This is a genomic window from Isoptericola sp. F-RaC21, assembly GCF_038593535.1.
Lineage (GTDB): Bacteria > Actinomycetota > Actinomycetes > Actinomycetales > Cellulomonadaceae > Isoptericola.
Genome location: NZ_JBCFYX010000001.1, coordinates 445,678 through 457,589, shown reverse-complemented (window position 1 = coordinate 457,589; position 11,912 = coordinate 445,678). Strand labels below are relative to the sequence as shown.

The 11,912-nt window shown below is 72.2% G+C and carries 10 protein-coding genes; 6 read left to right on the top strand and 4 right to left on the bottom strand.

What is annotated here, in order from left to right; translation table 11 throughout:
* Positions 1-56 precede the first annotated feature (56 nt).
* From AAG589_RS02085 to AAG589_RS02075, 3 genes are all read left to right on the top strand, one after another.
* The gene (locus AAG589_RS02085; protein ID WP_430565589.1) at positions 57-785 is read left to right on the top strand and encodes a sigma factor; all 729 of its coding nucleotides are present in this window, start codon (positions 57-59) and stop codon (positions 783-785) included.
* Between the two features lie 360 nt (positions 786-1,145).
* On the top strand, positions 1,146-1,862 hold the full coding sequence (locus AAG589_RS02080) for an NADPH-dependent F420 reductase (protein ID WP_430565588.1): 717 nt from the start codon (positions 1,146-1,148) through the stop codon (positions 1,860-1,862).
* A gap of 326 nt (positions 1,863-2,188) precedes the next feature.
* Positions 2,189-4,450 (top strand): LuxR C-terminal-related transcriptional regulator, encoded by a 2,262-nt coding sequence (locus AAG589_RS02075; protein ID WP_430565587.1) that lies wholly within the window; start codon positions 2,189-2,191, stop codon positions 4,448-4,450.
* An 8-nt stretch (positions 4,451-4,458) separates the two neighbouring features.
* Here the strand turns inward: AAG589_RS02075 and AAG589_RS02070 are convergent, their stop codons facing one another.
* Positions 4,459-4,776 carry a carboxymuconolactone decarboxylase family protein gene (locus tag AAG589_RS02070; RefSeq protein WP_430565586.1) on the bottom strand — a complete coding sequence of 106 codons (318 nt, stop codon included), beginning with the start codon at positions 4,774-4,776 and terminating at the stop codon, positions 4,459-4,461.
* 201 nt (positions 4,777-4,977) lie between these two features.
* On the opposite strand from AAG589_RS02070, the gene AAG589_RS02065 reads away from it, so the two are divergent.
* The 3 genes from AAG589_RS02065 to AAG589_RS02055 all read left to right on the top strand — a co-directional run bounded on the left by AAG589_RS02065 (position 4,978) and on the right by AAG589_RS02055 (position 7,806).
* The gene (locus AAG589_RS02065; protein ID WP_430565585.1) at positions 4,978-5,358 is read left to right on the top strand and encodes an SHOCT domain-containing protein; all 381 of its coding nucleotides are present in this window, start codon (positions 4,978-4,980) and stop codon (positions 5,356-5,358) included.
* Positions 5,359-5,566: 208 nt separating this feature from the next.
* Positions 5,567-6,604 carry a DUF2254 family protein gene (locus AAG589_RS02060; RefSeq protein WP_430565584.1) on the top strand — a complete coding sequence of 346 codons (1,038 nt, stop codon included), beginning with the start codon at positions 5,567-5,569 and terminating at the stop codon, positions 6,602-6,604.
* On the top strand, positions 6,601-7,806 hold the full coding sequence (locus AAG589_RS02055) for a cation:proton antiporter (RefSeq protein ID WP_430565583.1): 1,206 nt from the start codon (positions 6,601-6,603) through the stop codon (positions 7,804-7,806). Before AAG589_RS02060 ends, AAG589_RS02055 begins: the two co-directional genes overlap by 4 nt.
* Before the next feature lie 21 nt (positions 7,807-7,827).
* Here the strand turns inward: AAG589_RS02055 and AAG589_RS02050 are convergent, their stop codons facing one another.
* The 3 genes from AAG589_RS02050 to AAG589_RS02040 form a co-directional block, all read right to left on the bottom strand.
* The gene (locus tag AAG589_RS02050) at positions 7,828-8,793 is read right to left on the bottom strand and encodes a formylglycine-generating enzyme family protein (RefSeq protein ID WP_430565582.1); all 966 of its coding nucleotides are present in this window, start codon (positions 8,791-8,793) and stop codon (positions 7,828-7,830) included.
* A gap of 32 nt (positions 8,794-8,825) precedes the next feature.
* Positions 8,826-11,192 carry an arylsulfatase gene (locus tag AAG589_RS02045; protein WP_430565581.1) on the bottom strand — a complete coding sequence of 789 codons (2,367 nt, stop codon included), beginning with the start codon at positions 11,190-11,192 and terminating at the stop codon, positions 8,826-8,828.
* Positions 11,193-11,332: 140 nt separating this feature from the next.
* Positions 11,333-11,845, bottom strand: a complete 513-nt coding sequence (locus tag AAG589_RS02040; RefSeq protein WP_430565580.1) for an ion channel — start codon at positions 11,843-11,845, stop codon at positions 11,333-11,335.
* Positions 11,846-11,912: the final 67 nt, after the last annotated feature.

Sequence of the window (11,912 nt, the reverse complement as noted above, 5' to 3'; positions counted from 1 at the left end):
GCGGCCGAAGGCTGGGCATGTCGCCCACCCGGACGACCCGCACCGAAGGAGCCGCCATGGATGCGTCGACGACCGAGCCCGACCGCACGATCCGCGGGGCCTGCGCGCGCCCCGACGACCTGGAGCGCGCCGGCGTATTCTTCGCCTCGCAGCGCGCACGGCTGTTCCGCATCGCCCTCCGGGTCACCGGCGGGGATTCCTCGAGCGCGGAGGACGTCGTCCAGGAAGCCTGGTTGCGGTGGCAGCGCACCGACCGGACCGAGGTGCGGAACCCGGAGGCGTTCCTCACGACCACGACGAAACGGTTGGCGATCAACGTCGTGCAGTCGGCCAGCCACCGCCACGAGTACCCGACCGATGTCCACGCCCCGCGGCCGGAGGACGACGGTGCCGATCCGGCCGTCCGGGTGGACCAGACCGCCGCGCTGTCCGAGGCGCTCGGGCTGCTCCTGTCCCGGCTGTCGGGCGGCGAGCTGGCCGCCTACCTGCTGCGGAAGGTCTTCGACTACCCCTACGACGAGATCGCGCGCCTCCTGCGCACGAGCGCCGTCAACGCCCGACAGCTCGTCCGTCGGGCAGCGCCCCGGATCACACGGGGCCCGGCGCGCGCGCCGGTCGAGTCCGCGGCCCACCGGAACCTGGTCGCCGCGTTCCTCACCGCGTCCCAGGAGGGCGAGGTCCGTCCCCTGGAACAGCTCCTGGCGCTCCGCGGTGGCCACGCGGCGGCGCGCACGGCGCCCGTCGGAGCTGCGGGAGGACGGCGCCGGGCCGCGATGGCGGTGTGACCGAGCCGCCGAACCGGGCGCCCACGAGCAGGTCGGCGGTGTCACAGCCGGCTCCCGAGCGCGGTCGGACGGGCTGACAGGCGGAGGGTCGAGTCGCAGGTAAGGACGAGACTCACCGGGTTTCACCGGGGCGGCCGGCGCGTCGCCACGCCGGAAGCAGAGAGCGACTGGACCCCCTCGTCACCCCTGCCTGTCGCACCGTCCCGTGTCGCCGGCGCCCCTGCCCCGTGGGTCGCAGCAGGACCTCCGTGAGGGACACGTGTGCGCCGCGCGACAGCTGCCTTCCGGAGCGGCCCGGGAACAATCGGAGGGCGGCGTCGCTTGGTCGGACCAGAAGGCGACCAAGGAGGAGATTGAAGCATGGCGAGGTTGGGGATCATCGGGAGCGGCGCGATCGGTTCGGCGGTGGCCCGGCTGGCCGTCGCCGCGGACCTGGAGGTGCTGATCGCGAACTCGCGCGGCCCGGAGTCGCTGGCCGACCTGGTGGCGGAGCTGGGTGCCGGAGCCCGCGCGGGCACCTCGAGCGAGGCGGCGGCGTTCGCCGACCAGGTCGTGGTCGCGGTCCCGCTGACCAGGCTGCGCGACCTGCCGCTCGAGGCCCTGGCGGGAAAGGTCGTCGTCGACACCGGGAACTACTACCCGCACCGCGACGGACGCATCGCCGAGCTCGACGCTCTTGAGCTGACCACGGGCGAGTACGCCCAGCAGCTGCTGGCCGGCGCCCACGTGGTGAAGGCCTTCAACAACATCCTCGCCCGCCACATCCCGCTGCTCGCCCGACCCGCCGGCGCCCACGACCGCAGCGCGTTGCCGATCGCGGGCGACGACGACGGCGCCAAGGCCGCCGCCGCCCGGCTGGTCGACCGTCTCGGGTTCGACACCGTCGACGCCGGCGGCATGTCGGAGGGCTGGCGGTTCGAGCCCGAGGCCGCCGCCTACACCCAGGCGTACGCCGCCGAGCCCTCGTCGCTCGCGGAGAACTACCTCACCGACCCGGGCAAGCCGCTGCCGGTCGACGCGCTGCGCGCGCTGCTCGCCGGAGCCCGGCGGCCGGACGTCGCGGCTCGCGCCTTCTGAGACGTGACCTCACCGGGACCAGGCCTCACCACGATTCATGCGTGGTGGGCTCGGAGGGACTCGAACCCCCGACACCCACGGTGTAGTCCCCGGAACTGGCTCTGACCTGCAGATTTGCGCCGGGTGGCCGCCTCGCCGGGAGTTCAGCGGGGGTACGTCGGCGAGCGATGCCGCGTGCACCCACCGTGCCATGGCGACGGCGCTGGAGCAGGTGGTGAACGAGCTATCAGGAACGATCTCCGGCTCCCCGGGACCTGCTCAGGCACATTCGGGTGAAAAGCGCCGAGCATCTGCCCCCGAGCGGCCGCGGTCCCTAGATTTGAGGGGTGAGCCACGAGCCGGGCACGGCTGGGGCATCCGCGGATTTCAGCCGCCTGCTCTTCGAGGCCAAGTTCACCGTGCCCCGCCCTCGTGCGGGTACGGCGAACCGGGCCGACCTGATCCACGCCGCACGGACCAGCGGCTGCCGGGTCGTGGGCGTGACCGCGCCCGCCGGGTACGGCAAGTCGACGTTGCTGGCGGAGTGGGCCGCCCGCGACGACCGTGCTGTCGGCTGGGTCTCTCTCGACCGGCTCGACGATGACCCGTTGAGCCTCCTCACCGTCGTCGCCACCGCGTTCTCTCGAGCGTGTCCCGGGCACGACGACCTGGTCGCGGACATGATCGGGCCCGACACGTCCGTCCTGGGACGGGCCGCCCCGCGCCTCGCGGCGGCCCTGCGATCTGCGCGGCAACCGTTCCTGCTCGTGCTCGACGACCTGCACGAGATCCGCTCCTCGGCCGGCCACGACGCCCTCGGCGTCGTGATCGCGGGCCTGCCCGCCGGGTCACAGCTCGTCGCCGCGAGCAGGGCCGCACAGCCGCACGTCTCACGACTCCGCGCCTCGGACGAGGTCGTGGAGATCGGCGCGAGCGACCTGGCGCTCGGCGTCGCCGACACCCAGCAGGTCTTCGCGGCCGCGCGCGTGACCATGTCGCTGGACGACGCCGCCGCCGTGACGGAGCGGACCGAGGGCTGGCCGGCCGGCGTCTACCTCGCCGCGCTCGTCGCTCGGCACGGCGACCCGCGGTCAGTGTCGGTGACAGGGCGCGACCCGTACATCGCCGACTACCTGCAGCACGAGACCTTCGGCCGGCTGTCCGCGACGATGCGACGGTTCCTGCGCCGTACGGCGGTGCTCGAGGTCCTGTCCGCGCCGCTGTGCGACGCCGTCCTCGAGGAGAGATTCTCGCAGCGGCTGTTGCGCCGGCTCGAGGCGTCGAGCATGTTCCTGGTCCCGCTCGACCGGCGTCGCGAGCTGTACCGCTACCACGCGCTCTTCCGGGAGTTCCTCCTCGGCGTGCTCGCGACCGACGAGCCCGGTCACGAGGATGTCTTGCGGGTCCGTGCCGCAGACTGGTTCGAGTCTCACGACCTGCCCGAGCAGGCGGTCGAGCACCTGCTCCCTACGCCCGAGCGCGACCGCTGCGTCCGCCTCGTCACACGGATCGTCATGACGAGCTTCCAGGCCGGGCGTATCGCGACCGTCGAGCGATGGCTGCGTGCCCTCGGCGACGACGCGATCGCGGGCTATCCGCCGCTCGCTCTGCTCGCCGGTTACGTGGCGGTGTACGAGGGGCGCGCGCTCGAGGCAGAGCGGTGGGGCGCCGTGGCCGACGCCGCGACGTACGACGGCGAGACGATCGACGGGACCGCCTCGTTCACCTCGGCGCGTGCGATGTACCACGCGCTGCGGTGCCCGGACGGCCCGCAGCGGATGGTCGACGATGCCCGCGTCGCCCTGGCGCAGGAGCCGCCGTGGAGCGTGTGGCGCGACACCGCGCTCGCCATGGCGGGCGACGGGCTCCTGGCCGGGGGTGACGTCGCGGGCGCGACACGGTGCCTGGAGGAGACCGTCGCGACCGCGCTCGCCGTCGGGAACGGGGACACCCTCGTCTTCGGCGAGGCACTGCTCGCCCTGCTCGACATGGACCACGACCGCTGGGACGACGCCCGCGGGCGCGTCGAGCACGCCCTGGGGGCCGTGCGCGAGCACCGGATGGACGACTACCCGACCAGCGGCCTGGGCTACGCCGCCGCCGCCCGCCTTGCGCTCCATGACGGCGACATGGAGGAGGCACGCCGGCGGCTGACGCAGGGAATGCGGGCCCGGGCGTTCTGCACCTACGCCTTCCCGACGCTCGCCGTACGCGTGCGTCTCCACCTCGCCCGAGCGAGCTGGGCGACGGGCGACGTCGCCGCCGTCCGCCACCTGTTCCGGGAGATCGACGACGTCCTGCTGCGGCGACCGGCCCTGGGCACGCTCGTCGACGAGGCCGCCGACCTGCGCAAGGCGTTCGGGGCCGAAGGACGCACCCTCGCGCCGACCGATCCCGGCTCCCCGCCGGCGGCCCCGCTCACTCCGGCCGAGCTGCGGCTCCTGCCCTACCTGCAGACGCACCTGACCATCCGCGAGATCGGTGCCCGGCTCTTCGTGACCCGCAACACCGCCAGCTCCCAGGTGGGCTCGATCTATCGCAAGCTCGGGGTGTCGTCCCGCAGCGGCGCGGTCGACCGGGCCACCGCCATGGGGCTGCTCGGCTCCTGACCGAGCACTCAGTCGGCCTCCGCCGCATAGAGGTCGTGGCCGAGACCCAGCGCGAGCTTCGGCGCGGCCGCGACCACCCGGGCGAGGCCGACGACAGGCACGACCGCGGCGAGGACGTCGACGATCTCGGCCGTGGTCGCTCCCGCCGTCACGGCCTCGTCCACGAGGCTGCCGTACGTCGGCTCGGCGCCGCCGACGGCCACCAGCGCGGCCAGCCGCGTCAGCGCAACGTCCCGCGGGTCGAGCACCCTCGGTGCGATGTGCACCTCGGTGTCGAGGTTCGGATCGTTCACGGCGAAGCGCCGCAGTCGGTCGATGTAGTCCACGAGGATCGCCTCTCCGGCGTCGGTCGACCTGCCCCTTCATCAACGCGCGCACGCCGTCGTCTGGCATCACCCCGATCACATGAACCGGGCACGCGGGTACGGAGTTCACGCACTCTGCATGACGACGCGGGCCGGGCGAGCGCCGCAGCATGCGATCAGGGCCGTGACCGTCAAGGCCCGATCTGCGAGGAGGGCAGCTCCGTGAACAGCTTCATGGACTGGTTCTGGCTCATGCTCTGGTGGTTCGCGTTCGTCATGTACCTCATCGTGCTGTTCCACATCATCGGCGACCTGTTCCGGGACCGGGACCTCAGCGGCTGGTGGAAGGCGCTGTGGCTGGTCGCCCTGATCGCGATCCCGTTCCTCTCGGCCCTGGTCTACCTGATCGCCCGGGGGCGTGGGATGGCCGAGCGGCAGGAGGCACGAGTGAGCGCGGACCGCACCAAGACCGACGCGTACATCCGCGCCACGGCTGGTGGGTCGTCGGCCGCGTCGCAGATCACCGAGGCCAAAGGGCTGTACGACGCTGGGGTGATCAACGACGAGGAGTTCGCGGCCCTCAAGGAGAGAGCCCTGGGCTGACCAGTCCGGGGCGCCGCGAGACATGTCTCCCCTCCCGCGTCCGACGGAGCGACGCCTGCCGGAACGTCGCCCGCTCCGCGCGCGCCGACGGCTGCGATCGGGCGTCGTCCAGCTGCTCTGCGCCGGGGTCGGCGCGGCCGCCGGGCTGACACTGCCGGCCTCCGGCGTCGGCCCGAGCGTGGACGGCGGTCGCCTGGTGGAGCCCCTGGTGACCCTGGGCATCGGGGTGATCGGGGTGGTCAGCCTCGTGTACACGCTGTTGTTCGGCGTGGTCCAGTGGTCGGCCGGCGCCTTCTCGCCGCGTCTCCCGATCTTCCGCGGCGACGCGCTGGTGTGGCGGACCTTCGGGTCAGCGATCGGGGTGTTCGTGTTCTGCACCGTCGCAGCCGTGGCCGGAACGGACCTGCCGCGGGTGTCGGTCCTCGTCCCTGTCGTAGCGATCCTGGGCGTGCTGACGACGATCGCGCTCATCCGGCAGCTGCAGACCCGCGCATTCCTGTCGATCCAGCTGGCCTACGTGCTCGAGGTGGTGGCGGCACGGGGCCGGCGCGTCATCGATCGTCTGTACCCGCCACGGCCCGGTACCCATGACGAGGGCCCTGCCGAGCCCCCTGCCGAACTCCCACCCCCGGTGCGGACGATCGTCTGGGCGGGCCGGCACGGGGTGGTCCAGCAGCTCGACCTGCGGCAGCTCGTCGAGGCCGCCAGCCGGGTCGACGGTGTCGTCCATTTCCGGGTGGCGGTGGGCGACACCATCGTCGAGGGGACGCCGCTCGCCGCGGTCGTTCGCGGTGACCTTCCGGACGACCTGGTCCGGCGGGCGGTCGTCCGTGGCCGCGAGCGCTCGTTCGACCAGGACCCGATGTTCGCGTTCCGACTGCTGGCGGACATCGGCCTGCGTGCCCTGTCGACGGCGGTGAACGACCCGGCGACCGCCGTCGACGCGCTCGACACGACCGACGAGCTGCTGCAACACCTGGCCACGCGTGACCTGACCGCCGTCGAGGTTCATGACGCTTCCGGCGAGGTCCGCGCACGGCTCGTCGTGCCGGCGTGGTCGGACTACCTGCGGACCGCTGTCACCGACCTTCTGCCGACGGCTCGGGCGTCCCCGATGGTGCTGCGCCGGATGCTGCTCCTGCTGGATCACCTGGCCGAGGCCGCACGGTCCGTCGACAGAGCCCGGCTGGAGCCGATCCGTGACGAGGTGCTGTCGGCGCTCGGCGGGCCAGGACGGAGGGGATGAGGGTGGACGATCTCGCGCTGACGGTCGTGCTCGTGACGATCTTCGGCTGGTGCGTCCTGGCGGACCGGCTCGGACGCCCCGGTCTGACCGCTCCGATCGTGTTCGTGGCGGCGGGCTTCGCGTTCGTCCAGGTGCTCGGCCTGTTCGAGGTGGGCATCGGTCCCGAGCTGGTCAAGCTCATCGCCGAGGTGACTCTCGTCTGGGTGCTCTTCGGAGACGCCTCCGGGGTCCGGCTGAGCCGGTTCCGGCGTGACCTAGGCACGTACGTCCGCCTGCTCGGCGTCGGCCTCCCGCTGACCGTCGCCCTGGGGACCGTGATCGCCGTCTTCGTCCTAGGCCTCGATCCGTGGGCGGCGTTGCTCCTCGGCGCGGCACTGGCTCCCACCGACGCGGCCCTCGGCGCCACGGTCATGTCCAACCCCGCCGTCCCCGAGAAGGTACGGAACACGCTCAACGTCGAGAGCGGCCTCAACGACGGCATCGCCACCCCGATCGTGCTCGTGGCGATCGCCGGAGTCGCCACGGACCACGGGATCGCCGGCGTGGAGGGCCCCGGCAGCGCGGTCCTGGCCCTCGCCCTGGGCGCGCTCGTCGGGGCCGTGATCGGCGGCCTCGGCGGTGCGCTCACCCGGACGGCCCGCGATCGCGGCTGGCTCTCGGAGGAGCTCGCGGGTCCCGCGGTCCTGGCCCTCGCGCTCATCGCCTACACGTCGGCACTGCTGGTCGAGGGCAACGGCTTCGTCGCGGCGTTCGTGGGTGGGCTGATGTTCGGGAACGTGGCGGGACGTGGCGGCGCGAAGGAGACGTACTTCGTCGAGCAGTGCGGGAGCCTCGCTTCGATGGTCAGCTGGCTCATCTTCGGCGCCGTGGCCGTGCCGGTGATCGGGGCGCAGTGGAGCTGGGCCATGGTGCTCTACGCGGTCCTCAGCCTCACCGTGGTCCGTATGCTCCCGGTCGCTCTCGCCCTCCTCGGTGCGGGATTCGACCGCTACCGGGTCGGATTCATCGGCTGGTTCGGCCCACGCGGGCTCGCCTCGGTCGTCTTCGCGCTGCTGGCGCTGGAGGACCTCCACGGCGTTGCCTCCGACGTCGTTGCCGTCATCGCGCTGACCGTACTGCTCAGCGTGGTCGCCCACGGGTTCAGCGCGGGGCCGCTGGCCAGCAGGTTCCGGCGGGCCGCGCCCGCCGCTGCCGGCAGGTGAGGCCGCCACCGCCCCTCGTCCTCACGCGGTCGCCGCGTCCGCGGACCTGTCGACGACGCACCGGAAGCCCAGGTGGCAGGTCGCGGTGTCGACGGCCTCGGGCTGTCGCGCCGCGGGACGGTACCGCAAGCAATAGTCGGGAGAGCACAGGTGCGAGCCGCCCTTGATCACGCGCCGAGGGACGCCCTCGCCCGGGGCGGCCGTGCTCCGGCCGTCGTCCGTACCGCAGCAGGCATGAGCGGCGGGGCGGTGGCCCTCGTGCCACCAGTCGCTCGTCCACTCCCAGACGTTGCCTGCCATGTCGTGCAGGCCGTATCCGTTGGCGGGGAAGGAGCCCACCGGGGACGTCGCCTCGTAGCCGTCGAGGGCGAGGTTCTGCCAGGGGAACCGCCCGCGCCAGGTGTTGGCCAGGTACGGCCCGTCGGAGTCCGGCTGGTCGCCCCAGGTATACACGCTCCCGTCGAGCCCGCCGCGGGCCGCGAACTCCCACTCGGCCTCGGTCGGCAGCCGGGCACCGCGCCAGGCGGCGTAGGTGCTCGCGTCCTCGTACGCCACCTGCACGACGGGGTGGTCCGCCAGCAGCTCGACGTCGGTCCCCGGGCCCCGGGGAGTGCGCCAGCTCGCGCCCGGCTGATAGCGCCACCACGCGGTGTAGTCGTTCAACGGGACGGGCCCGTCCGTCTGCTGGAAGACCAGGCCGCCAGGCTGCAGCAGCTCCGCCGTGGCGCCGGGAAAGCCCTCCGGGTCGAGCGGCCTCTCGGCGACCGTGACGTAGCCCGTCGCGGCGACGAACGCCGCGAACTGGGCGTTGGTCACCTGACAGCGGTCGATCCAGAAGCTGCCGACGCGCTTGCCCCGGACCGGCCGTTCCTCGGGGTAGAAGTCCGCGCTGCCCATGAGGAACCCGCGCCCGACGACCGGCACCATCCCGCCGCCCAGCACGGCCCTCCCGGTATGGGGAGGGCCCGGGTCGTCCGTCTGCGCCATGAGAGCCTCCTGTGTCGAGCGACGCACGTCGTCTACTGCCGCGCCATCGCGACGCGCAGCCGCTCCTCGGGGCTGACGAGGTGGTCGGCGTCGTCCTTGTCGACGTCGAGCTGGACCCAGTGGAGCCGGCCCGAGAACCGACTGCCGTGGGCCGTGTAGTCCGGGGAGACGGTCGTGCCGGACTCGTACCCGACGTCCGTCGTCTCGTCGGCGGAGAAGATCAGCGGCTGCGTGGCCTCGACCCGGCCTGTGCCGACCAGCGTGCCGTCGTGGTAGAGCGTGACGTCGCCACCCTTGCCGAGGCCGCCGCCGTCGTACGCGAGCTCGGCCCGCAGCTGATGGCTGCCGGGCGGGACCGGCTCGTCCGCCACCACCCGGTACAGGTGGATGCCGAGCACGTTGTACGCGAAGGTCAGCCGGCCCTCGTGGACGTACACGCTCCACCCGCCGAACCGCCCGCCCTGGGCGATGAGCACGCCGTGCGCGTCGCGCTGGGGCACGTCGACCTCCGCCGTCACGGAGAACGACCGGTTCTTCATGCTCACCACGCTGTTCTCCGACAGGCGGCCCATGCCGGGGTAGAACAGCTGGGACGTTCCCCGCACGAGGGTGGGGCGGCCCGCCATCGAGGGCTCGAGCCGCTCGGACGTCCGGTCGTCCAGGGGCAGCACGTTGTACTTGGTGGCCTCGATGAGCCACAGCCGCTGGAGCCGGGCGAGCGCGTCGGGGTGCTCGGCGGCCAGGTCGTGGGCCTGGCTGAAGTCCGTCGTCCCGTCGTAGAGCTCCCACACGTCGTCGTCGAATGGCGGCACCGTGCCGCCGACCATGACCCACGGCGTGCGGTGCTTGGTCACCGCGCTCCACCCGCGGTGGTAGACGCCGCGGTTGCCGAACATCTCGAAGTACTGCAGGTCGTGCCGCTCGGGCTCGTCGGCGTCGCCGAACGCGTACAGCATCGACGTCCCCTCCATCGGCGACTGCTGCACGCCGTTGACCATCACCGGCTCCGGCAGGCCCGCCGCCTCCAGCACCGTGGGCGCCACGTCGACCACGTGCACGAACTGCGAGCGAAGGCCACCCCGCTCGGCGATCCTGCGCGGCCAGTGCACGATCGTGCCGTTGCGGGTGCCGCCCCAGTGCGACGCGACCTGCTTGGTCCACTGGTACGGCGTGTCCATGGCCCATGCCCAGCCCACGGCGTAGTGGCCGTACGACGACGGGGACCCGAACTCGTCGATCTTGCCGCGCATGAACTCCGGCGTCTCCAGGGCGGCCATGCCGTTGAAGTTCGCCATCTCGTTGAAGGCGCCCTGCAGGGTGCCCTCGGCCGACGCGCCGTTGTCGCCGATGATGTACAGGACCAGTGTGTCGTCCAGGACCTCCAGATCGGCGAGGGTGTCGATGAGCCGCCCCACCTGCACGTCGGTGTGCTCGAGGAAGCCGGCGTACGTCTCCATCTGCCGGGCGAGCACGGGCTTGAGGTCGTCCGGCATCTCGTCCCAGGACGGGATCTCGGCGTGCCGCGAGGTGAGCTCGGCGTCGGCCGGGACGACGCCGAGCTCCTGCTGCCGGGCGAAGGTCCGCTCGCGCTGCGCGTCCCACCCGTCGTCGAACCTGCCTCGGTACTTCTCGATCCACTCGGGGGCGACGTGGTGCGGGGCGTGGGTGGCGCCGGGAGCGAGGTAGACGAAGAACGGCCGGTCCGGCATCAGCGCCTTCTGCTGGCGCACCCACGCGCACGCGTGGTCGAGCAGGTCCTCGGTGAGGTGATACCCCTCCTCCTCCGTGGCAGGCGGCTCGACCGGCGTCGTGCCGTCGTACAGGGCCGGGTCCCACTGGTTGTTCTCGCCCCCGATGAAGCCGTAGAACGTCTCGAACCCGCCCCCGCCCGTCGGCCACGCGTCGAACGGGCCCATCGGCGACGTCTGCCACACCGGCACCTCGTGGCACTTGCCGAACTGGGCGGTCGAGTAGCCGTTCAGCTTGAGCGTCGCGGCAAGAGGCGCCTTGGTGTTCGGGCGCAGCGAGCTGTTGCCCGGCGCCGACGTCGCCGTCTCCGTGATGCTCCCCATGCCCACGGAGTGATGGTTGCGGCCCGTGAGCAGCGCCTGGCGGGTCGGTGCGCACAGCGCCGTCGTGTGGAACCGGTTGAACTTCAGCCCGCTCGCGGCGAGCCGCTCCGCCGTCGGGGTGCGGCACGGCCCGCCGAACGCGCTCGACGCCCCGAACCCGACGTCGTCGAGCAGGATCACGAGCACGTTCGGGGCGCCCTCGGGCGGCAGCAGCGGCTCGATCGGCGGGTAGGAGGTGTCAGGGTCCTTGGCGTCGTAGGTCGTCAGACCCGGCGCCGGCCGGTCAGGGATCGGCAGCATCGTGCGGGCATGCGCATCGGGTCGCATCGGGAGCTCCCTGGTCGGGCGAGAGTATGGACACCGTCGACGCTAGGAACGGCGCCCGAGCGGCACATCACGCAGAAGAGGTGAACGACGCGCTCCGGGACGGCGCGATCCACGGATGGACAGGGAACTCTCTGGGAAGGTCAGCTGGAGCGGCCCTTCCTGACCGCGCCGATGATCACCTTGATGCCCAGCCCGAGGACGACGAGGTCGAGGAGGACCTGCACGGCGACGAGGAGCCGTACGCCCTGCGCGGTGGGGGCCACGTCCCCCAGCCCGACGGTGGCGAACGTGGTGATGGTGAAGTACAGCGCGTCGGACCGGCTCAGGCTCTCGCTGAACGAACTTGGGTCTTGGAACGAGAGCATGAAGTACGTCGTCGCGAACACGATGAGGAAGAGCGGCACGACGGTCGCCAACGCCTGTGTCGCCCGGATACCCGGGTAGGGGGAACGGACGATTGCGCGCACCTGCCAGACCGTCGTCGCCACGAGCGCTGCGAGGCCGAGCACGAGTACGAGCACGAGGGACGAGGTCGAGCCCCGGTCGAAGGGCAGCACGTAGTAGAGCGCGACCAGAAGGAGCGCCGTCGCGCCCGCGCGCAGCAGGCCGAGGGTGACCAGCGCCCTTCGGCGCCTGGCGGTGAGGGCCTGCAAGGGCGGCGTGCCGGCCGTATCGGTGCCGCCGTCGCTGCGTTCCTCGTGTGGTTCGCTGGCTTGCACC

Bases quoted from the DNA above. Each gene is read 5' to 3' on its own strand.
- AAG589_RS02085 (WP_430565589.1), top strand. From the start codon at position 57: ATGGATGCGTCGACGACCGAGCCCGACCGCACGATCCGCGGGGCCTGC.
- AAG589_RS02055 (WP_430565583.1), top strand. From the start codon at position 6,601: ATGAGGGTGGACGATCTCGCGCTGACGGTCGTGCTCGTGACGATCTTC.
- AAG589_RS02045 (WP_430565581.1), bottom strand. From the start codon at position 11,192: ATGCGACCCGATGCGCATGCCCGCACGATGCTGCCGATCCCTGACCGG.
- AAG589_RS02050 (WP_430565582.1), bottom strand. From the start codon at position 8,793: ATGGCGCAGACGGACGACCCGGGCCCTCCCCATACCGGGAGGGCCGTG.
- AAG589_RS02080 (WP_430565588.1), top strand. From the start codon at position 1,146: ATGGCGAGGTTGGGGATCATCGGGAGCGGCGCGATCGGTTCGGCGGTG.